A 21,905-nucleotide genomic window follows, 5' to 3' on the forward strand; every position below is an offset into this window, starting at 1 on the left:
GGCACGGGCAGGTCGAGGACGCGCGCGGCACGGGCGGCGACCAGGGCGGGCAGCCCCTCGGGCAGATCCAGCGCGGCCCGGTGAATCCGGCCGAGGCCAGGTCCTGGGCCGTGCGGACGGTGGCGTCCAGGGGCCCAGGAACGTGAGGGCTTCGACACCGGCGGCAAGCAGCTCGCGCACCGCTTCCGGGCCGTCGTCCGTCTCCTCCGCGACGACACGGGGCACGACCTCAACGCCGAGGACCTTCCCCTATTGGCTGATCAGCAGGGCACCCTGGTCCTCGCGACCATCCGCGCCCGCCTGGTCAACGTGCCCGTCCGGCTGGACCGTTCCGCACGCGAGATCCCGCCCGCGAGGGCCCGACAGACCTGTGAACCTCTGGGAAAGCTGGGCAGACCAGCGGCTACCTCCTGCCCGTAGCCGGATTCTCCCCACGGCCACCGAAGACGATCACCGGCGAAGCGACCCGGTGGATCCGGGTTCAGGCCACCCCGTGCACCAGGAGCGCGCTCCCCTGTCCGCCGCCTCCGCACATGGCCGCGGCGGCGGTGCCTCCGCCGCGGCGGCGCAGGGCGTACGCGAGGTGGACGACCAGGCGGGCCCCGGAGGCACCGAGGGGGTGGCCGAGCGCCAGGGCACCGCCTTCGGCGTTGAGGATCTCCGGGGAGAGACCGAGCTTGCCGGCCGAGACGAGTCCGACCGAGGCGAACGCCTCGTTGATCTCCACCAGGTCGAGGTCTCCGATGCCGAGGCCGGCGCGGGCGAGCGCGGCGTTGATCGCGTTGGCCGGCTGCTCGTGCAGGCTGGGGTCGGGGCCGGCGACCGTCCCGTGCGCCCCGATCTCGGCCAGCGGGGTGAGGCCGAGCTCCGCCGCCTTGCGCGGGCTGCACACCACCACCGCCGCGGCGCCGTCGTTGAGCGGTGAGGAGGTGCCGGCGGTGATGGTCCCGGACGCCCCGAAGCTGGGGCGCAGCTTGCCCAGGATCTCCACGCTGGTGTCGGGGCGCACCGTCTCGTCGTGCTCGACCAGCACCTCGCCGCCCTTGCGCTGGGGCACCGGCACCGGAACGATCTCCTCGGCGAGCGCGCCGCTCGCGATCGCCGCGGCGGCCTTCTGGTGCGAGGCGGCGGCGAAGGCGTCCTGCTCCTCGCGGGTGACGCCGTAGCGGCCGTTGTAGCGCTCCGTCGCCTCGCCCATGACCATGTCGTCGAAGGAGCAGTACAGTCCGTCGAGCTCCATGCTGTCGGCGAGCGCCGTCTCGCCGTACTTGAAGCCGGCCCGCGCTCCGGCGAGCAGATGCGGCGCCCGGGTCATCGACTCCTGCCCGCCGGCCACGATCAGGTCGAACTCCCCTGCCCTGATCAGCTGGTCGGCCAGGGCCACGGCGTCGAGGCCGGACAGGCAGACCTTGTTGACGGTCATCGCGGGAGCCCCCATGGGGATGCCCGCGGCGACCGCGGCCTGTCGGGCCGGGTTCTGGCCGGCGCCGGCGCCGATCGCCTGCCCCATGATCGTGTACTCCACCTGCTCCGGCCGAACCCCGGCCCGCGCGAGCGCCTCGCGGATCGCCAGGCTGCCCAGCCGCGGTGCTGAAAAGTCCTTGAGCGAGCCCATGAGCTTGCCCATCGGGGTCCGCGCGCCACCCAGGATCAACGATTTCATGCTGCTCTTCCTCTCCACGGCTGTCCTGGCACCCCGACTGTAGGGCCGCGTGGACGGGGCGGGGCGCGGACCCGGAGCGGTCCCGTGCACGGTAACAACGGCTGTACGGGGCTTTGTTCGCCAGCACAGAGAACGCCGGGCGGCCGTTGACCGGCCCCCCGCCCCCGGCATCCCCTGGGTCCGACTTCCCCGAAGGGACTGCTGATGCGCCTGATGACGCTCCCCGACATCCTGCGTGAGCGGCTGACCGAGCCGCCCGCGCTCGCCTACCGGTTCCTCGCCGACGGCACCGCGCAGAGCGCCGTGGACTGGACCTACCACGACCTCGCCCGGCGCGCGGCGGAGGTGGCCGGCCGGCTGGGGGACTGCGCCGGGCGGCGGGTGGTGCTCGCGCTGGACCCCGGACTGCCCTACATCGCGGCGCTGTTCGGCATCTTCCAGGCCGGGGCGGTCGCCGTGCCGTCCTTCCCCCCGTTCGGCCGCAAGGCCTCCAGCCGCTTCGTGTCGATCGTCGCCGACTGCCGGCCCGACGCGGTCATCATGGCGGGCCACCATCTGCAGAGCGAGGCCATGGCCGCTGAGCCGCTGTCCGGCGTCCGGGTGCTCACCCTGGACGACGCAGACCTGGCGGGCCCGGACACCGCCGGCCCCGCCGCGGCCGCGGAGCATCGGCCGGTGGCGGCGGACGAGCCCGCACTGATCCAGTACACCTCCGGCTCCACCGGCGATCCGAAGGGGATCGTGCTGACGCACGGGAACCTGGTCAGCAACTGCCGTGTCCTGGAAGCGAACATGGGCGCGGACCCGGACCGCCTCGGGTGCAGCTGGCTGCCGCCGTACCACGACATGGGCCTGATGGGCACGATCATGCTGTCCCTGCACGGTGGTTGGCCGCTGGTCCTGCTCTCCCCCGTGCACTTCGTGCAGCGCCCGTACCGCTGGCTCAAGGCGGTCAGCGACCACCGGGCCACCATCTCCGTGGCACCGAACTTCGCGTTCGACATGTGTGCGGACTCGGTCACCGACGAGGAGCTGGCCGCGCTCGACCTGAGTACGCTGCGCCAGCTCTACTGCGGCAGCGAGCCGGTCTTCAAGGCGACGCTCGACCGCTTCCGCGACCGCTTCGGGCCGGCCGGCTACGACGAGGAGTGCGTCATCCCCTGCTACGGGATGGCCGAAGCCACCCTCTTCGTCTCGGGCAAGCCGGACGGCACGCCCGTCAGGACGCGCTGGCTGGGCCGGGCCGGGCTGGAGCAGGGGCGGGTGGTGGCCGGCGCGCCGTGGGCGGACGACGCCGTCGAGGTGGTCAGCTGCGGCGCCGTCGCCGAGGGCCACGAGGTACTCATCGTCGATCCGCAGACCCTGGTTCCGGCGCCGCACGGACACGTCGGCGAGGTCTGGGTGAGCGGGCCCAACGTGGCGCACGGCTACTTCCAGCGCCCCGAGCTCACCGCCGAGACCTTCGGGGCCCGCCCGGCGGACACGGGCCCCAGCGGTACCCCCGGCGGGCGTCCGCACACCGCCGGCGCTCCCGACGGCCCTCCGCACACCGCCGGCACCCGCACGGACGCCGACACTCAGGCAGGCCGACTGCGCACCGGCGACCTCGGCTTCCTGCACGACGGCGAGCTGTACATCACCGGTCGGATCAAGGACCTCATCGTGATCGCCGGCCGCAACCTCTACCCGCAGGACATCGAGCTCTCCACGCTCACCGCCTGCGACTGGCTCCGCCGGGCGGCCGCCTTCAGCGTCGTACGCCCCGGCGCGGCCACCGAAGAGCTGGTCGTCGTCGCCGAACTCGCCCCGTCCGCGGTACGCACGGACGGCGAGCTCGCCCGCGCCGCGCAGGAGATCACCGCCGCGGTGACCGCGGACCACGGCATCGCGCCCGGCGCCATCCACCTCGGTCCGCCCGGCACCGTCCCGGTGACCACCAGCGGAAAGGTCCGCCGCGGCGCGGTCCGCGAAAACTACCTCGCCGGGAAGCTCGAGCGCCCCCACCCGGCCACCACCCCCGTCGCGCTCTGACCCCAGGAGTTCCGATGACCACCGCCATGCCCGCGGCCGCCCGGTCCGACACCGATCACCTGGCCCGCCGTCTGGCCTATCTGACCGTCTGCGTCCCCGCGGCCGGCTTCGCCGCCGCCGTGGCCTTCGCCTGGCACTACGGGTTCACCGTGACCGACGGCGCCCTGCTGGCCGGCATGTACCTGGTGACGGCGCTCGGAGTCGAGGGCGGTCTGCACCGCTTCTTCTCGCACAAGGCGTTCGCCGCCGGCCCGGTGGTGACCACCGTCTGGGGCGTCGCCGGCAGCATGGCGGCGCAGGGGCCGATCCTCTTCTGGGTCGCCACCCACCGCATGCACCACGCCCACACCGACACCGACCGCGACCCGCACTCCCCGCGCCCCATCGGCACGGGCCGGCTGGCCCGGCTGCGCGGGCTGTGGCACGGGCACGTCGGCTGGCTGTTCACCGTCCGGCGCAGCGGCTGGAGCGGCCATGTGCCGGACCTGATGGCCAACCGGACCGTGATGCGTCTGAACCGCCACTACTTCACCTGGGTGGCGCTCGGTCTCGCGCTCCCCGCCGCCGTCGGCGGCCTGGTCAGCGGTAGCGCGACCGGTGCCGTCAGCGGGCTGCTCTGGGGCGGTCTGGCCCGGATCTTCCTGCTCGACCAGGTCACCTGGGGGGTCAACTCGATCGGGCACACCCTCGGGAACCGCCCGTACCGGACGCGGGACAACAGCCGCAACGTCGCGGCGCTCGCCCCGTTCTCGGTCGGCGGCTCCTGGCACAACAACCACCACGCCCAGCCCGCCCTGGCCGTCACCCGCCGCACGTTCTGGCAGCTCGACATCGCCGGTTCGGTGATCAGGCTGGCCGACCGCGCGGGACTGGTGACGAACGTGCGCTATCCGAGCCGCGGCAGGCGCTCCGCCGAGAACGCAAGGAGGTAGTCCCATGTCGACCACCGTCGGCCCGGCGCTGGAGCCGGCCATCGTCAAGCTCGACCCGGCGAGCCGAAGGATCAAGTGGGTGACGGCGTTCACCCTGATGACGCTGCCCGCGATCGGCTTCGCCGCCGCGCTGTACCTGCTCTGGACGGGCCAGGTCACCGCGGTGGACTGGACGCTCTTCGGCGTCATGTACGCCGTCCACATGGCCGGCATCACCATCGGCTTCCACCGCTATCTCGCCCACAAGTCCTTCAAGACGTCCCGCTTCTTCGAGGGCGCGCTGATGATCGCCGGATCCATGGGCGGCCAGGGCCCGATCATGTTCTGGGTCACCACGCACCGCCGCCACCACCGGTTCAGCGACCACGAGGGCGACCCGCACTCGCCGAACCTGCACGGTCCGGGCGTGCTGGGCAAGCTGCGCGGGCTGTGGCACGCGCACATGCCCTGGATGCTCAGCGACGAGACCTCCCGCTGGACGGTCTTCGCCCCCGACGTGCTGCGCGACCGCCGGCTGATGTTCTACCACCGTACCTACCTGTACTGGCTGGCCCTCGGTCTGCTGATCCCGACGGTCGTGGGGCTCGTGGTCGGCGGCAGCCTGATGGCCGGGTTCACCGCGTTCGTCTTCGGCGGCCTGGCCCGGATCTTCGTCGCCAACCAGGCGGCCTGGTGCGTCGGCTCGATCTCGCACATGTGGGGCGGCCGCCCGTTCGACAACGGTGACCGCAGCGCCAACAACTGGCCGGTCGCCGTCTTCACCTTCGGGGAGGGGCTGCAGAACAACCACCACGCCTTCCCCGGCTCGTACAAGCACGCGGTACGGGCCTGGGAGCCGGACCTCTCCGGCTGGGTGCTGACCACCCTCGGCAAGGTTCGCGTCGTGTGGGACCTGCGCCAACCGGACAAGGCCACCATCGCCGCCCGCCGCCGCCGCTCGCACGCCCGCACTCCCCAAGCCTGAAGGAGATCCCTGATGTTCAAGCGCCGCAAGCAGCCCCTGCCCGAGGGCCCGGTCACCGAGGAGGTGCTCCGCGGCTGGCTCGTCGAGCATCTGGCGGGCCGGGTCGGCATCACCGTCGACGAGGTCGACACCGCCGCCTCGTTCGAGTCCTACGGGCTCGACTCGCGGGTCGCGGTCCAGGTCTCCGGCGCCCTGGAGAAGCTCGTGGAGCGCCGGCTGTCGCCCGCCCTGCTCTACGAACACCCGACCATCGACGCGCTCAGCGGCTATCTGGCCAAGGAGCTGCGGCTCACCGGACAGGCGGGATGACCATGGCCGCCTACTCCTTTCCCACCGCGCCCGGCCCCGAGTTCAGCGAGTTCATGCGCAAGTCGGACCAGCTGAAGGGGGTGCGGCTGCAAGAGGCCGTGCCCAGCGAGTACCTCAAGCCGAACGTGGCCCGGGGCCTGCTCGGCTTCGCGCTGAGCTGGCTGCTGTACGCGGGCGCCGTCGCCGGCACGGCGTTCGCCCCCGCCTACCTCTGGCCGCTCCTGTGGGTGGTCGCCGGTCTCGGCGGCTGGGGCCTGCACTGCATCGCCCACGACTGCGGGCACGGGTCGTTCTCCCGCTCCCGCCGCCTCAACTCGGTGATCGGACACGCGGCGCTGCTGCCGCTCGTCTACCCCTTCCACGCCTGGCGGCATGTGCACAACCTGCACCACGCGCACACCAACAACCTGGAGCTGGACACCGACTGGCGGCCGCTGCCCGGCCGGATGTACGACGGCATGCCGCTGCGGCAGAAGATCGTCTACAAGGGGACCCGGACCTTCGCCTTCTGGTTCGGCACGATCAACTACTGGCGGGTCTCCGGCTTCCGCCCCGGCTTCTTCCCGAAGCGGCAGATGCGCCGGGACGTGGCCCGGTCGATCGCCGTGGTCGTCGCCGTCTGCGCGCTCTACCTCCCGGCGCTCGGCTACTTCTTCGGCGTCCAGGGCCTGCTCACCATGTTCCTGGCCCCGTGGCTCTTCATCCACGCCTGGTTCAGCGCCACCACGCTCATGCACCACAGCACCAGCGACATCCCCTACCTGTCCGGGGAGCACTGGACCCGCAACGCCAGCCGGCTGCTGGTGACCACCGACTACACCTACCCCCGGTGGCTGCTCTTCCTCACCCACAACATCTCGATCCACACGGCCCACCACGTGATCCCGGCGGTGCCGTTCTACCACCTGCCCAAGGCGCAGGAGGCGCTGAAGCAGGCATACCCGGACATGGTCCGCGAGCGCCGGTTCACCTTCGGCGAGCTCTGGAGAATCCTGCGGGACTGCCACTTCTACGACACGGAGTCCGGCTTCTACACCGACTTCGACCACCGTCCCGTACCGGCGCGGGACCACTCCAAGGTGCCCGCGGCGTGATCGGGCGGATGGCGTACGCGGTGGCCGGCGCTCTGGCCCCCGGGGCGGCCGGCCGCCGGGCCACCGACGCGTTCAGCACCACCCGGGCCTTCGGGATCCACCCCGCGGACCTGCCACCGCTGGGCGCACGGCCGTTCCCCGTACCGGGAGCGCCGCGTGTACGCGAGGGCTACCTCTGGGGTGCCGACGACGCGCCCACCGCGCTGCTGGTGCATGGCTGGGGAGCCGACTCCAGCAGCATGCACAGCCTGATCGGCCCGCTGCGGGAGCTCGGTTACCGGGTGGCGGCCTTCGACGCGCCAGGGCACGGGGTGTCGGCGGGGACACAGGCCACCATGACCGAGTACGCGGAGGCGGTGGGGGCGGTGCTGGACACGCTCGGCCCGGTCCGGGTGGTCGTGGCGCACTCCCTCGGCTCGATCGTGACCGCCGCCGCCCTCGCGAGCCGGCCGGAGCTGCGGATCGACAGCCTCACCCTGGTGGCGCCCACCCGCACCCTCAGCGGGGTGCTGGACCGGTGGGCGTCCGGCCGGCTGCCGGCGCGGACCGTCGGGCTGATCCGCGCGGAGCTGCACCGGCGCAACGGCGTGCCCGTCACCCACTGGGACGTGCTCGCGCACGCCCGCGGGCTCACCGCGCCGGTGCTGGTCGTGGCGGATCCGCACGATCCGGTGGTGCCGTTCGCGGAGGCCGAGGCGATCGCCGCCGGGCTTCCCGGCGCCCGGCTGCGGAGCGTGCCGGACAGCGGGCACCTGGGGATCCTGATGTCCGCCGTGACCAAGGAGACGACGGCGGCCTTCGTCGCCGAGCACGCGGAGGAGAGCGTCCTGTGAGCACCTCGACCGAAGTCGTCCGAGGCCGGGCCTGGATGTGCCTGATCTGCGGCTGGGTCTACTACGAGGACCTCGGCCTGCCGGAGGAGGGCATCCCGCCGGGCACCGCCTGGGAGGACATCCCCGACGACTGGTGCTGCCCCGACTGCGGCGTGAGCAAAGAGGACTTCGTCGTGGCCCCGCTGTGAGTCGTGAGCCGCGCCGCACCTGCGATCAGGAGTGAACATGGACGGTACGACGACCCTGCGCGACCCGCTGGACATCATGGTCCAGCTGCTGTCGTACGAGGGGAAGCAGAACCCCTATCCGCTGTACGAGGAGATGCGGGCGCACGGTCCGCTGGTGGACGTGGGCGGCGCCCACGTCTTCGTCACCGGCCACGCCGAGTGCGCCAAGGCCCTGCGCGAGCCGGCGCTGCTGCTCTCCACCGACGACGCGGTGCAGGACCAGCGGCTGCCGGGCTGGCGCGAGCACGCGTCATGGCGCTGGCTGACCAGGAACATGCTGTTCAGCAACGATCCGCGGCATGAGCGGCTGCGCCGTTTCTTCGGCAACGCCTTCTCCGCCCAGCGCGTGGTGGCGCTGCGCGAGATGGTCGACCGGCTCTCCACGGACGCCGTGGAGCACCTCGCCCGGGCGGGCGCGGACGGCGGGACCGTCGACCTGGTCGGCGAGTTCTCCTACCGCTACGCGATCGGGGTCATCGGTGAACTGCTGGGCGTTCCGCCGGAGGACCAGCCGGGCATGCGTGCGGACATCGGCGCCATCACCCTCGCGCTGGACCCGATCGGCGACCTGAGCGTCCTGGTCCCCGGCGACCAGGCCATGGAGCGCTTCGCCGAGTACTTCTACGCGCTGGTCGCCCGGCTGCGTGCCGACCCCGGCCCGGACATGACGAGCGGCTGGATCCGGGCGATGGACGACGGCGGGGAGATCACGGAGGAGGAGCTGGTCGCCAACCTCATGCTGCTCCTGGTCGCGGCCACCGAGGCGCCGATGGATCTGATCAGCAACACCGTGCGGCTGGCGGTCGAGCATCCGGACCACCACGACCGGCTGCGCACCGACCCGGAGTTCACCGCGGGCTTCGTGGACGAGTCCTTCCGCTTCGACCCCGCCGTCCAGGCGCTGAACCGGGTGGCCTCGCGGGACTTCGAGTTCTTCGGCCTCCCGGTGGCGCAGGGCACCCCGCTGACCCTGCTCATCGCGGCGGGCAACCGGGACCCCCGGCGCTTCACCGACCCCGGCGTCTTCGACCCCACGCGGCGCGACAACCAGCCGCTGACCCTCAGCGCCGGCAGCCACTACTGCCTGGGCGCCGCACTGGCCCGGATGTCCGTCGAGTCGATGCTGCCGCGGCTGTTCGACCGGCTCCCCGGGCTGGCGCTCGCCAAGGGAGCGTCCTTCCGCGACCAGATCGTCCAGCGCGGGCACGAGCGGCTGCCCGTCACCGTCAAGTAGCACCGACAGCGCGCAGTCCGGCACCGGCTTCGCACAGACCGGCACCGACACCGCAGAGGGAGTGCAGATGTCCACGGAACACACGATCACCGACCAGGAGCTGGCGGCCTCGCTGGGTGACACGTTCACCAGCGAGTTCGCCGAGGTCAACGGAGTCCGCCTGCACTACGTCAGCGGGGGCGAGGGCCCGCCGCTGGTGCTGCTGCCGGGCTGGCCGGAGACCTGGTGGGAGTACCGCAAGCTGATGCCCGCACTGGCCGAGCGCCATCGGGTGATCGCCGTCGACATCCGGGGCATGGGCGCCTCCGAGAAGCCGGAGTCCGGCTTCGAGAAGAAGACGATGGCCCGCGACATCAAGGAGCTGATCCACCACCTCGGTTACGAGCGGGCCGCGGTCGCCGGGCACGGGATAGGCGCCATGGTCGCCTACGCCTGCGCGGCCAACCACCCGGAGGTGGTCGAGAAGGTGGCGATCCTCAACACCACCCACATCGACGACAGCTACTACGACTTCCCGATGGTGCCGCGCCCCGGGGACGCCCCGCCGCATCGCTGGTGGCTGGCGTTCAACCAGGTCAGGGAGCTGCCCGAGCAGCTCCTAGCCGGACGGTCCCGGCACATCATCGACTACATGTTCGGCATCAGCCTGGTGAACCCGGACGCGATCACGGACTTCGACCGGCGGGTGTACGCCCAGGCGTACGACGCCCCCGGGGCGATCCGGGCCTGCACCGGCTGGTTCCAGACGTATCAGCAGGACATCGCGGACTTCGCCTCCTATCCGCGGGTCACCGTGGAGATGCTGGGCCTCGCCTACGGCCCGTTCTTCGCCTACATGGAGAAGGCGCTGACCGCCTCGGGCACGAACGTCCGGGTCGCCGAGATCAAGGGCTCGCGCAACTACCTGGTCGAGGAGCAGCCCGAGGCCGTGCTCGCCGCGTTCGCCGACTTCTTCAACTGAGAATCAGGGAGCCACACATGGCGCGCTCACCACTGACCGACGTCGCCTGGGAGTACATGTCGGCGCAGATCCTGCACATGGCGACGGATCTGGGGCTCATCGACCGGCTGGCGGAGGGTCCGAGGTCCAGCGGGCAGCTGGCCGAGGAGACGGAGACGCACGGCCCGTCCGTACTGCGGCTGCTGCGGGTCCTCGCGACGCTCGGCGTCGTGACCCAGACCGAGCCCGACCGCTTCGAGCTCACCGAGCTGGGCGGCGACCTCCGCACGGGCACCCCCGGCAGCGTCCGGGACGTCTTCCGGTTCCTCTGCTCGGCCGGCGCCTGGTCCTCCTGGGGCGATGCGGCGCACTCCCTGCGGACCGGCGGCACCGCCTTCGAGCACAACTACGGCATGCCCGCGTTCGCCTACCTCGGCCGGCACCCCGAGGAGGCGGCGAAGCTCAACGGGGCGATGGGGAGGATGACCAGCGAGACCGCCGCCGGACTCATCGCCGGCTGCGACTTCACGCGGTTCCACACGGTGGTCGACGTCGGCGGGGGCAGCGGGGTCTTCCTCGCCGAGATCCTCCGCTCCGCCCCCCGGACGACCGGCGTGGTGTACGACATGCCGACCGGCGTGGCGGAGGCGGCGCAGACGCTGGCGGCCGCCGGTGTCGCCGACCGCGCCACCGTGACGGCGGGGAGCTTCTTCGAGTCGGTGCCGGAGGGCGCGGACGCGTACGTCATGAAGCTCATCCTGCACGACTGGGACGACGAGAAGTCGCTGCGCATCCTGCGCGGCATCCGCGAGTCGATCAAGCCGGAAGGCCGTCTGCTGATCTTCGAGCGGGTGGTCCCCGACGTCGTCGGTGCGGAGCACCGCCGCGCCCTGCTCGCCGACATGCTGATGCTCGTCCTGACCGGCGGCCGCGAACGAACCGAGGACGAGTACCGCGGACTGCTGGACCAGGCCGGCTTCACGCTCGCATCGGTCAGCGGCCCACTTGGGGAGCTGGGCTTCAGCCGGCTGGAAGCGGTTCCGTCCGCGTAAACAGGTCATCCTCGGCTGGAAGCGGTTCCGTCCGCGTAAACAGGTCATCCTCGGCTGGAAGCGGTTCCGTCCGCGTAAACAGGTCATCCCCGGCCGGAAAGCGGCGCCATCCGCGTAACAGGCCACCCCCGGCCGGAAAGCGGCACCGTCCGCGTAACAGGCCACCACCCACCCATCCGCGGCTCCCTGGCCCCCAGGGCTGCCCGTCAACCAGGAGGACACGTGCGCAACGCAGTGGTCGTCGAGGCCGTCAGGACACCCATCGGCAAGGGGAAGCAAGGCGGTATGCACAACGGCGAGCATCCGGTCGCGCTGCTCGCCGGCACGCTGCGGGCGCTGATCGAGCGCACCGGCGTCGACCCCGCGCTGGTGGACGACGTGATCGGCGGCTGCGTCTCCCAGGTGGGCGACCAGTCGCTCAACCTCACCCGGTCGGCCGTGCTGGCCGCCGGCTTCCCGGAGAGCGTGCCGGCCACCACCGTTGACCGGCAGTGCGGCTCCTCGCAGCAGGCGGTGCACTTCGCCGCCCAGGGCGTCCTCTCCGGGGCGTACGACATCGTGATCGCCTGCGGTGTCGAGTCCATGTCCCGGGTGCCCATGGGCTCCAGCGTGCTGCCCGGCAGCAATCCGTTCGCCCCGCTCGCCGAGCGCTACCCGCAGGGTCTGATCGGCCAGGGGATCAGCGCGGAGCTGATCGCGGCCCGGTGGAAGCTCGACCGCTCCGAGCTCGACGCGTTCGCTCTGGAGTCGCACCAGCGCGCCACCGCCGCCTGGGCGGCCGGGGAGTTCGACCGGGAGGTGACCGTACCGGGGGTGCGGGACGAGACGGTGCGGCCGGGCACCTCGCTGGAGGCGCTGGCCGGGCTGCGACCGGCGTACTACACGCCGGAGTACGAGGAGCGCTTCCCGGAGATCGGCTGGCAGGTCACGGCCGGCAACAGCTCGCCGATCAACGACGGCGCCTCCGCGGTGCTGATCATGGACGAGGAGGTCGCGGCCCGGCTCGGGCTGCGGGCGCGGGCGCGCCTGACCGGCTTCGCGGTGGCCGGGGACGACCCGCAGCTCATGCTGACCGCGGTGATCCCGGCCACCGCCAAGGTGCTGGAGCGGACCGGTCTCGCCCTCTCCGACATCGATCTCTTCGAGGTCAACGAGGCGTTCGCGTCGGTCGTGCTGGCCTGGCAGCGGGAGACCGGCGCCGATCCGGCGAAGACCAACGTCCGCGGCGGCGCCATCGCCCTCGGCCATCCGCTCGGCGGCAGCGGCGCCCGGATCTTCACCACCCTGCTGCACGCCCTGGAGGACCGGGGCGCGCGGTACGGCCTGCAGACGATGTGCGAGGCGGGTGGGCTCGCCAACGCGCTCGTGCTGGAGAACCTCCGGGCATGAGGATCCTCATCGTCGGGGCCGCCGCTGCCGGTGTGTCAGCGGCCGAGACCCTGCGCCGGGAGGGTTTCCGCGGGCCGCTGACATTGGTCGGTGCGGAGAGGCACCTCCCGTACGACCGCCCTCCGCTCTCCAAGCAGGTGCTCGCGGGCGCCTGGCCGGCCGAGCGGGCCGCGCTCCGGCCGGCCGGGCGCTACCGGGAGCTGGACATGGAACTGCGGCTGGGGAGGCGGGCTGTCGGGCTGGACCCGGTGGCCCACCGGGTCGAGCTCGACAGCGGGGAGCGCCTCGACTACGACCAGGTGCTCCTCGCCACCGGCGTGCTGCCGCGCCCGCTGCCGTCCGCGCGGGGCCTGGCCGGGGTGCATCTGCTGCGCACTCTGGACGAGGCCGCCGCGCTGCGCGCCAGGTTGACCGAGCGGCCGCGGGTCGCCGTGGTCGGCGGCGGGTTCACGGGCACCGAGGTGGCGGCCACGGCCCGCGGCCTCGGGCTGGACGTCACGCTGGTCTGCCCGGAGCCCGCTCCGCTGGCCGCGCGGCTCGGCCCCGATGTCGGAGCGTTCGTGGCCCGTCTGCACACCGAGCGGGGTGTGGCACTGCGGACCGGAGTAGCGGTCGACGGCTTCACGTCGGCGGAGGGGCGGGTGACCGGCATCCGGCTGGACGACGGAAGCGTGGTGGCCGCCGAAGCGGTCGTGGTCGCGGTCGGCTCGGCCCCCGCGACCGGCTGGCTGGCGGGCAGCGGGCTGGAGCTGGCGGACGGCATCGTGTGCGACGCGACGCTCGAGGCCGCGCCCGGCGTCTTCGCGGCGGGCGACGTGGCCCGCTGGCGGCACCCGGTGCATGGTTCGCTGGTACGGGAAGAGCACCGCACCAACGCCGTCCTGCAGGGTGCCGCGGCGGCCCGCAACCTCCTCGGCGCCGGGCATGCCTTCCACACCGTGCCCTATGTCTGGACGGACCAGTACGACGTCAGGATCCAGCTGCACGGCACCTGCCCGCCGGGCGCGGAGCTGGAGGTCCTGGAGGGCCGGCCGGGGTCCGGGGCGTTCGTCGCCCGCTTCACACGGGACGGGGCGACGACCGCGCTCCTGGGCTGGAACAGCCCGAGGCAGCTCGCCGGATACCGCCGGGAGCTCGTGGGCATCGGCTGAGCGCCGTACGACGTGAGCCCCGCCGGATGACCGGCGGGGCTCACGTCGGCTTCGGCGCCGGTCAGGTGCCCGCCGGCGGGCGCACGAGCCGCAGCTGGTAGGCGGAGCCGAGGTGCGTGCCGGCCTCGTCCCAGGCGTCGATGTGCTCGTCGACCCAGCCCCCGGCGTCGGCCCGATGGGTCCGGGCGTGCAGCAGGATCCAGGGCGAGGATGCCTGGGCCAGACCCGGCGCGGGGCGGACGGTGAGCTCCAGCGTGGGAACGAGCCGCAGGTCGGTGAGGACGGCGGCGTAGGACGGCGCGAGCGCGTCGATCAGGGTCAGGAAGCGGGCGGTGTCCGGCGGCAGATCGTCCTCGGTGAACCGGATCCAGGCGGTGAGTTCGGGCTCCTCGCAGCCGGAATAGGGCCGGTTGGGGCCGACGGGCCGGATCTCCATGAAGGCGGAGATGGGCACGAACTCAGGCGGGATGGTGAACTGTTCGCAGTCCCGCGGCGGCGGCGCGGTCGGCGGCGCGGGACTCACCGGCGCGGTGCCGGCCGGGCGCCGGGGGGCGAAGGTCGCCGTCGCGTCGGCCTCCGGTCCGGGCCCGCCGTCCGCCCGCACGGCCCGGGCGGCGAGCGTGGTCACCGTGCCGGGCCGCAGCACCGCGGTCTCCACGTCGAAGCGGTCGGTGAGCGACCGGTGGAAGCGGGCTGTCACGGTACGCAGCTCGGCGTCGGCCGGCACCGACCGGCGCATCGCCGAGGTCAGCAGGGCCAGCGTCAGCCCGCCGTGCAGGCCGCCGAAGCCCCACAGATGGCGTGCGGCCTCGACCGGGCCGTCGAGTCCGCGCGCCAGCAGGTGGCCGGGGGAATCCGGGAGGGCGGTCGTCACGGCCCACTCCTCGTCAGTTGGAACATGCGACTGACCGTAGGCAACCAGCGACTCCGACGCAATGGCGGATCACCAAGTCATGCGTGATGTGGGGAAGTTCACGGCTGCCGCCGGCCGCCGCCGAGTCGGTTGCGATGTCCAACGGACCCTGGCTAGCATCATGGGCGATCTAATCAGTTGGACATCCCAACTCACTATCGACTGCGAGGCACCGTGAAACTCCAGGACTCCGCCAGCGCGCCGGCGGCCCTTCAACCGGCCAGATTCGGGCCCGTGTTCGCTGTGGTGGCGGCGGGGGTCCTGATGGCCAATCTCGACCTCTTCATCGTCAACGTCGCCCTGCCGCAGATCAGCAGCGATTTCGACGACTCCCCCCTCTCCTCCGTCTCCTGGGTGCTCAACGCCTATGCGGTGGTCTTCGCCGCGCTCCTGGTGCCGGCGGGCAACTTCGCCGACCGGTTCGGCGCGCGGGCCACCTATCTGGCCGGCACCGCCGTGTTCACCCTCGCCTCACTGGCCTGCGCCGTCGCGCCGAACATCTGGGCGCTGGTGGCGCTGCGCGGGCTGCAGGCGGCGGGAGCGGCCGCCCTCATCCCGGCCTCTCTCGGCCTGCTCCTCGCGGCGGCGCCGCCGGAGAAGCGCCTGGGCGCCATCCGGGGCTGGACCGCGGTCAGCGGCATCGCCACGCTGGGGCCCGCCGCCGGCGGACTGCTCACCGAGATCAGCTGGCGCTGGGTCTTCCTGGTGAACGTCCCGATTGGCCTCGCCGTCCTGCTCGCCGGGCCCCGGCTGCTTCCCCGCACCCCGCCCCGGACCAAGGCCGACCTGCCGGACCTGCTCGGGGCGGCGCTCTTCACCGCCGCGATCGGCGTGATCGCCCTCGGCCTGGTCAAGAGCCCCGAGTGGGGGTGGACTTCGGCCGAGGTGCTCGGCTCGGTGATCGGCGGCGTGCTGCTGCTCGCCCTCTTCGTGCTGCGCTCCGCGCGGGCCGCGTCGCCGGTGCTCCCGCTGGAACTGCTGCGGTTGCCGACCTTCGCCACCGCCTCGTTCGCCAGCCTGCTCTTCGCCGTCCCGTTCGCCGCGCTGCTGCTGTCGTGCGTGCTGTGGCTGCAGAACGTCTGGCACTGGTCTCCGCTCGCCACCGGCCTGGGGCTCGCACCGGGACCGCTGATGGTGCCCGTCCTCGCCATCGGCGCGGCGGGGATCGTCCGGCGCTTCGGACCGGCGCTCGTCTCCTTCGCCGGCTGCGCGGTCTTCGTGGCCGGTATCGCCTGGTGGCTCGGCGCGATGCACGCGGACTCCGACTACGCGACCGGGATGCTGCCGGGCATGATGCTCACCGGTATCGGCGTCGGCCTGACGATGCCCACGCTGATCGGCGCGGGCGTCACCGCGGTCCCCCCGCAGAGCTTCTCCACCGGCTCCGGAGTGGTGACGATGGCCCGCCAGCTCGGCTCCGTACTGGGCGTGGCACTGCTGGTGGCGATCCTGGATGCCGAGTCGACCGGGACACTGCGCGCCTTCGACCGCGGCTGGTGGTTCACCGGAGGGTGCGCCGCGGTGACCGGGCTGGCCTGCCTCTGCGTCGGCCGCACCTTCCGGCGCCGCGCCGACTGAACGGCCCGGCCACGGGCGGCCGTAGCCCGGTCGGGGCGCCGGGCGCCCCTGACCGTGGCCCGGATCGGGGGCGGGGGGCGGACGCAGAGCTTTCCCGACCATGGCCGGACTCGGGGCGCTCCTGGTCGAGGCGCGGCTCGGGGGCGGACAGAGAGGATTCCTGACCGTGGCCGGACTTGGGGCGCTCCTGGTCGAGGCGCGGCTCGGGGGCGGACAGAGAGGATTCCTGACCGTGGCCGGACTCGGGGCCGGACTTGGGGCGCCCCCGACTGAGGCGCGGCTCGGGGGCGAGCGCAGGGCATTCCCGGCCGTGGCCGGACACGGGGCGCCCCTGACTGAGGCCCGGCTCGGGGGCGGACTCAGGGCATTCACGGCCGCGGTCGGACTCGGAGGCCGGTGCCGGAGGCCCGAGGGTCCGGCCGTGGCCGGGTCAGTCCTCCACCGGGCCCGACTTCGACCAGCCGGGGGCCTGGAAGCGGGCAACCGCCGGACCGCCGCGGGAATCGAGCCGGCCGCCGCAGTGCTCGCAGGACGACACGACACGCAGCTCGTGGCCGCAGGTGTGCTCGACGACGGTCGGCTTCTCCTCGACCAGCCAGCGGTCGCCCCAGTCGCGCAGAGCCGCCAGCACCGGGAACAGGTCGCGGCCCGCCTCGGTGAGGTGGTACTGGTAGCGCGGCGGGCGCTCGTTGTACAGGCTCCGGTAGAGCACGCCGGCCGCCTCCAGCGAGCGCAGGCGCGCGGTGAGGATGTCCCGGGACGCGCCGGTGTTGATCGCGATCTGGTCGAAGCGGTGGTTGCCGAATCCGATCTCGCGGACCGCGAGCAGCGCCCAGCGCTCTCCGACGATCTTCAACGCCGCGGCGATCGAGCACGGCCTGCCGGGTGCGCCCGGGGTGTCGACGCGTGTCGGAAGCCGCTTCTGCGGAAGGTCAGGAGTTCCCATGGGGATAGGTTGTCATATCCAACTTACCTAAGGGAAAGGGTTGCGCCCTCGTTTCCCGGCGCGCGGCCCCCACTCCGTGCGTCAGCTCGAACGCCTCTGCCGCCAGCACGATTTCGATCATGTCGTGCGGCGACGAGAGGGAGCGCCGGGTCAAGCGCTCGAGCTTGCGCAGCCGGTACAGGATGGTGTTGCGATGGCAGTAGAGCGCTTTGGCCGCCTCGGCCATCGACCCCTCGGCGGTACGCCAGGCACGCAGCGTCTCCAGCAGCACGTCCCGCGTCGCCTCGTCCAGCTCCAGCACGGGGGCGAGCACCCGGGACTGCATCTGCAGGGCGACGTCCGGCGCCATGGCGAGCATCGCCTGCGTCAGACGCTCCTCGAAGTGCGCGACACCGGTCCCGCGACCGAGCGTCCGCTCCGCCAGCTCGGCCTGGCGGCGTGCCCGGCCCAGCTCGGTGAGGCCGGGCACGGCGGCGCTGATCCCGACCCGCACACCGGAGGCCGGCAGGCCGTCGCCCAGCACTCCCGGGCCGGCGTCCTTCAGCACCACGATGCCGAACGCGGCATCGTGGTGCGCCTGCCACACGGTGCGCAGGCCCGCGATCCATGCGGGCAGCTCGGCCGGCGGCCGCGACGGACCGCCCGGCACACCCGGGCGCAGCACGATCACCGCGTACCGACCGTGCTCCGGCAACGCCAACTCCCGCGCCAGCTCGCCCGCCACGACGGCGCTGGTCTCACCGTTCAGCAGGGCGTGCAGCAGACCCTCCGCGGCCGAGGCGGCCGGCAGGGAACGCCGCAGCTCCTGGTAGGCGTTGACGGCGGCGAGGCTGTGCTGCTCCGCGACCGTCAGCACGGTGTCCATGAAGGCGGCCGACCGCTCCGCCGCCAGTCCCTGCTCCGCGGCCCACTGGGCGACCGTGTAGTTGATCAGGCGGCCGCCGACGTGGTAAGCGCGGATGAGCGCCGCGATCGGCACTCCCTGCCTAGCCCGGCGCGCCCCGGTGGTCCGGGCCACGGACAGGGTGTCGGTGATCTCGTCCGCCGACTCGAGGGACATGGCGTCGAGCGCGGCGCCGACCGACCGGCTGATCCACATCGGCGGCTCGATCGGCGGAATGGTGCCGTCCCGGTAGGCGAGTTCAGTTGCCCGTAATTCGTTCAGGACCGACTCGGTCAGATAGGGTAGGCGACTCGTGAGCGCTCGTCGACATTCCTCGGGAACAGGCACGTACGGATGCTGATCGGGCATTATTCCCCCTGGCATCATCCCGAAACGCTGGGTGCGTTCGGCACACGACGTCAGTAAGAGTGGCAGATCTTCAGCCCTTAACGCCATGGCGTACGCCACCTCTCGCCCCGCGGTGGACGATGCGGCGGCGACGGATTCGACGACAGTTCGCCTGGACACGCAGATAGCCGAAAATGCACGTCGGCTCGTCGCATATACGTGAGCCGTGGGCGCGTCGGTCGGCGCCAGCTCCTCCGCGGCGCCACGGAGTACCGCCCGCACCGGCCAACACCCCCCAGGTCAGGCGGCGTTCGGAATCCCCCGCTCCACCTCGGGGCCGCCCGCACCCATGCGATCGCTTCCGGCCAGATGCGATGACCTCGTTGCGTCGGGCCATCACCGGGGTATTGAGTGATTCGTAGATCGAACCGAGCGGTAACGAGTAGTCCCCGGCGGCTACCATGCCGCCGTCCTCCCACACCGACAACATGCCCGAGTCGCCTCGAATGTGCTCCTGGGAGGGTCGCTCGACTCGCTGCCGACGGAAAAGCGGAATTGCTCCGACCGGCCCTGCCGAAGCCATTGACCATTCATCCGGGAGCCTCGCGATGATTATCGTCCGCCCTGATTCCTACCGCCAGTATCCGACGGGCCGGAACCGGTTCACGCTCGTAGTGGAACAGAGATTTTCGGACATCGTCCGCATCGACCCTCCGCACCGCTACCAGGACTGGCGGAAGGTGACCGCGAGCCCGGGCAGCACGCTGACGGACGTCCTGCGCGCGGAGGTGCCCGACGGCAGCGATGTCCTCGTAGTGGCCGGCGACGACCTGCTGCTGTCGGCGCCCGCGCGGGAGGTCGGACCGGGACGCACGGTCGCCACGCTGCGCGCCGGCACGGGGCCGCTCACCCACGACCGGCTGCGCGTCCTGCTCCGCTCACTCGAGGAGAGCGACCCGGCGGCCATCCGGCGGACCGCCGAGGCGCTGACCGGCGCGCTGGCCGGGGCGGCCGGGCTGGCCCTGACGGACCCGCTCACCCGTTCGCTGGCCACGGTGACCGGCACCGGCCTCGGCGGCGAGGGACCGGCCACCGGCACTTTCCGGCCGGGAGTCGCGCAGGCCGCGCCGGCCGGTCGCCAGCGGTTGACCGGTGCCGTGGTGGACGGCCGGGTCGCCGTCAAGGGACGTCCGGTGGTGTACGGGCGCCGACCCGTGCCCGGTCTGCGGCAGGAGTGGTACGAGAAGCTCTCCGCGCTCTCCCACTATCCGCTGGTCCTCACGGTCGAGGATGGGGCGGTGACCGGCATGAAGGCGGTGGAGTCCGGGTCCGCACTCGCGGCCGCGGCCCTGTCGGCGCTCTTCACCGCCGACCCCGGCCACGCCCGCGTCACCGGGCTGGAGTTCGGCCTCAACCCCACGGCGCCGCGGCTGCCCTTCAGTACCGAGTCCAACATCGCCGCGGCGGGCGGCGCGGCCGCCTCCGTCCATCTGGTGCTCGGCTCGTCGGAGCTGACCGAGTACCAACTCGTACTCGGCTGCGCGACCAGCACGCTCACCGCGGTCGGCGACCCCACACCGCTGGCCGGCGCGGGTACGGCCGCCAGGCGCTCCCCCCGTCGGCCGCAGCCGGCCGCGGCGGTCCGCGCCTGCCGCTGACGGCACCGGGACAGGGCCGCTCCCCCCGGCCGCACGGCGGCGCATCGCGGTGGAGGACCCGGCCGGCCCCGGTGCGCGCAACCTGACGGTGACGGCGCGTTCCGCTACGACCGCGACCCGGTCGGCTGCCTGCAGGGCCTGGCCCCGGATGTCACCGTGCTGCTGGGCTCGGTCGGCAGGACGCTCGCGCCCGCGAGCTCTGAGTGCGGTGTGGCGGGGAGGCGCGTGCGGAGGTCACCGAGGCCGGCAGTCCGAACCCCCGCCCCGGAAGGGGTCACCAGCCGGTCAGCAGCAGGTGGTTGAGGAGCAGTGCGAGTCCGGCCTGCGCGGCGAGCCAGGCGCGGGGCCGGGGCAGGAGCGCACCCACCGCGAGCAGCCACAGGGCGAAGGGCAGCCAGATCCGCTCGGTCTCCGCCTTGCTCATCCCGGACAGGTCGGCGACCAGGAGCGCGAGGAACGCCGCGAGCACGAGCAGGACCAAGCGGAATTCGGCGGAGAGCCGGGGCATGTTCCGAACGGGCACGAGCCGCCCGCGCTCCCGGGCGAGCAGGGTGACGGCCCGTCGCAGCCCCGCCACCGTGGCCGGGCCGACCACCATCACCGTGCAGGCGAGGTTCGCCCACACCCAGTAGCCGTAGGGCCTGAAGCCGCCCGCTCCTTGGTGGTAGCGCTCGACCAGCAGGTGGTACGCCTCCCACCAGTCGAAGCCCGCGAACGTGAACACCAGTGGTATGACGGCGGCTCCGGCCAGCAGGAAGGGCAGTACGCCGATCCGCCTCCGCCCGAGCACCAGCACCCCCGCCCCGATCAACGCGAAGAGCGTGAGTCCGTAGGAGAGGTAGCAGGTCAGGCCGAACAGCAGGCCCGCCCCGCATGCGGCGGTCCGTGACCGGTGTGCCGTCCGTGCCGTCACCGCGAGTGCGAGCAGGGCCACGAACCATGCGGCGACGGCGGCGAAGTAGCCGTCGGCCGACGTTCCCATCCACACCGCGGCGGGCGCGAGCACCAGGAACGGTGCCGTCCGGCGGGCGAGGGTCTCGTCGGCCAGCGCCCGTACGGTGACCAGGACAGCGGCCGCCGTGGTCGCGCCGACGGTGACGCACCACATGCCGGCCCACCCTCCGCCGCCCAGTCCGATCCGGTCGAGGAGGACGAAGGTGAGCGTGGCGGCCGGGGGATGGCCGGCGATGTGTGGGGGCCAGTTGTCCGGTGAGCCGAGCAGGATGTGGTGGGTGAAGTCCCGCAGGGTGGCGGGGATGTCGTGGAAGCGGTCGATGACCTGGAGGTACTCGTACCTGGTGGTCAGGCGTCGGGCGATGCCGCGGTGCCAGCCGTCGACGAGGGCGAGGGAGAAGGTCCAGGCCGTGGCTGTGGCCCAGGAGGCGAGCAGCAGGGTGCGCCAGGGCAGGCGCGCGGCGAGGGTGGGGCCGTACGCCACGACGGCCGCCGCGACGGCGAGCGCGGCCGGGGTGCCGGGGCCGACGTGGGGCAGCCAGTTGGCGTACAGGGGTGGCCAGCCGACGTGTAGGACGTCCTTCGACCGTTTGATGGCGACGCCGACCAACGCGGCCGTCACGACGAGCAGCGTGGCGGCCACGACGGCGTACAGGTCGCGGCGGAGATCACGGCGAAGGCCGAGGCCGCTGTCGCCACGCGGGTCACTGCGGAGATCACGAGTCACGCGGGAACGTTAGGCCGGACGGCGGTGGCCGGGCCCGTGCCGGGCGCGGACGTCAGCGTTTCGTCATGGGTCACCGTCG

The 21,905-nt window shown here is 72.5% G+C and carries 19 protein-coding genes; 14 read left to right on the forward strand and 5 right to left on the reverse strand.

The genetic code is table 11. The features are described 5' to 3' along the window. Positions 1–481 precede the first annotated feature (481 nt). Positions 482–1,654: an acetyl-CoA C-acyltransferase gene (locus tag FNH04_RS08840; RefSeq protein ID WP_228031240.1), complete on the reverse strand. Its 1,173-nt coding sequence runs from the start codon at positions 1,652–1,654 to the stop codon at positions 482–484. A 213-nt stretch (positions 1,655–1,867) separates the two neighbouring features. Between FNH04_RS08840 and FNH04_RS08845 the strand changes: the two genes are divergently transcribed. The 12 genes from FNH04_RS08845 (at position 1,868) to FNH04_RS08900 (ending at position 13,819) form a co-directional block, all read left to right on the forward strand. Beyond that, a complete protein-coding gene (locus FNH04_RS08845; protein ID WP_152782067.1) occupies positions 1,868–3,694 on the forward strand; it encodes a fatty acyl-AMP ligase in 1,827 nt (608 codons plus the stop codon). A gap of 14 nt (positions 3,695–3,708) precedes the next feature. Next, positions 3,709–4,626, forward strand: a complete 918-nt coding sequence (locus FNH04_RS08850) for an acyl-CoA desaturase (RefSeq protein WP_152782069.1) — start codon at positions 3,709–3,711, stop codon at positions 4,624–4,626. Between the two features lie 4 nt (positions 4,627–4,630). Next, a complete protein-coding gene (locus FNH04_RS08855; protein WP_152782071.1) occupies positions 4,631–5,590 on the forward strand; it encodes an acyl-CoA desaturase in 960 nt (319 codons plus the stop codon). A 12-nt stretch (positions 5,591–5,602) separates the two neighbouring features. Next, positions 5,603–5,899 carry an acyl carrier protein gene (locus FNH04_RS08860; protein WP_152782073.1) on the forward strand — a complete coding sequence of 99 codons (297 nt, stop codon included), beginning with the start codon at positions 5,603–5,605 and terminating at the stop codon, positions 5,897–5,899. A gap of 2 nt (positions 5,900–5,901) precedes the next feature. Beyond that, entirely contained in the window at positions 5,902–6,993 is a 1,092-nt protein-coding gene (locus FNH04_RS08865; RefSeq protein WP_152782075.1) for a fatty acid desaturase, read from the forward strand. Further along, entirely contained in the window at positions 6,990–7,826 is an 837-nt protein-coding gene (locus FNH04_RS08870) for an alpha/beta fold hydrolase (RefSeq protein ID WP_322722778.1), read from the forward strand. Before FNH04_RS08865 ends, FNH04_RS08870 begins: the two co-directional genes overlap by 4 nt. Then, positions 7,823–8,014: a rubredoxin gene (locus tag FNH04_RS08875; protein ID WP_386574032.1), complete on the forward strand. Its 192-nt coding sequence runs from the start codon at positions 7,823–7,825 to the stop codon at positions 8,012–8,014. The genes FNH04_RS08870 and FNH04_RS08875 overlap by 4 nt, the downstream gene beginning before the upstream one ends. Before the next feature lie 37 nt (positions 8,015–8,051). Beyond that, a complete protein-coding gene (locus tag FNH04_RS08880) occupies positions 8,052–9,287 on the forward strand; it encodes a cytochrome P450 (RefSeq protein ID WP_152782077.1) in 1,236 nt (411 codons plus the stop codon). Between the two features lie 67 nt (positions 9,288–9,354). Beyond that, complete coding sequence (locus FNH04_RS08885; protein WP_152782079.1) at positions 9,355–10,248, forward strand: alpha/beta fold hydrolase; 894 nt, start codon at positions 9,355–9,357, stop codon at positions 10,246–10,248. A 17-nt stretch (positions 10,249–10,265) separates the two neighbouring features. Further along, positions 10,266–11,279 (forward strand): methyltransferase, encoded by a 1,014-nt coding sequence (locus tag FNH04_RS08890; RefSeq protein WP_152782081.1) that lies wholly within the window; start codon positions 10,266–10,268, stop codon positions 11,277–11,279. A gap of 222 nt (positions 11,280–11,501) precedes the next feature. Next, the gene (locus FNH04_RS08895; RefSeq protein ID WP_322722780.1) at positions 11,502–12,668 is read left to right on the forward strand and encodes a thiolase family protein; all 1,167 of its coding nucleotides are present in this window, start codon (positions 11,502–11,504) and stop codon (positions 12,666–12,668) included. Next, positions 12,665–13,819, forward strand: coding sequence for an NAD(P)/FAD-dependent oxidoreductase (locus tag FNH04_RS08900; protein WP_152782086.1), 1,155 nt, complete (start codon positions 12,665–12,667; stop codon positions 13,817–13,819). Before FNH04_RS08895 ends, FNH04_RS08900 begins: the two co-directional genes overlap by 4 nt. A 61-nt stretch (positions 13,820–13,880) precedes the next feature. Here the strand turns inward: FNH04_RS08900 and FNH04_RS08905 are convergent, their stop codons facing one another. Further along, positions 13,881–14,693, reverse strand: a complete 813-nt coding sequence (locus FNH04_RS08905) for a thioesterase family protein (RefSeq protein WP_322722781.1) — start codon at positions 14,691–14,693, stop codon at positions 13,881–13,883. Positions 14,694–14,966: 273 nt separating this feature from the next. On the opposite strand from FNH04_RS08905, the gene FNH04_RS08910 reads away from it, so the two are divergent. Beyond that, entirely contained in the window at positions 14,967–16,310 is a 1,344-nt protein-coding gene (locus tag FNH04_RS08910) for an MFS transporter (protein ID WP_322722782.1), read from the forward strand. 430 nt (positions 16,311–16,740) lie between these two features. Here the strand turns inward: FNH04_RS08910 and FNH04_RS08915 are convergent, their stop codons facing one another. Next, positions 16,741–17,256: a winged helix-turn-helix transcriptional regulator gene (locus FNH04_RS08915; protein WP_152782088.1), complete on the reverse strand. Its 516-nt coding sequence runs from the start codon at positions 17,254–17,256 to the stop codon at positions 16,741–16,743. After that, on the reverse strand, positions 17,243–18,355 hold the full coding sequence (locus FNH04_RS08920; protein WP_194236605.1) for a PucR family transcriptional regulator: 1,113 nt from the start codon (positions 18,353–18,355) through the stop codon (positions 17,243–17,245). Before FNH04_RS08920 ends, FNH04_RS08915 begins: the two co-directional genes overlap by 14 nt. Before the next feature lie 806 nt (positions 18,356–19,161). Here FNH04_RS08920 and FNH04_RS08925 point away from each other — a divergent pair. Further along, positions 19,162–20,145: a hypothetical protein gene (locus FNH04_RS08925; RefSeq protein WP_152782092.1), complete on the forward strand. Its 984-nt coding sequence runs from the start codon at positions 19,162–19,164 to the stop codon at positions 20,143–20,145. Positions 20,146–20,419: 274 nt separating this feature from the next. Here the strand turns inward: FNH04_RS08925 and FNH04_RS08930 are convergent, their stop codons facing one another. Then, positions 20,420–21,826, reverse strand: coding sequence for a hypothetical protein (locus FNH04_RS08930; protein ID WP_322722783.1), 1,407 nt, complete (start codon positions 21,824–21,826; stop codon positions 20,420–20,422). Positions 21,827–21,905 lie beyond the last annotated feature (79 nt).

This window comes from Streptomyces phyllanthi (assembly GCF_009377205.1).
In the GTDB taxonomy this organism is placed as follows: domain Bacteria; phylum Actinomycetota; class Actinomycetes; order Streptomycetales; family Streptomycetaceae; genus Streptomyces; species Streptomyces phyllanthi.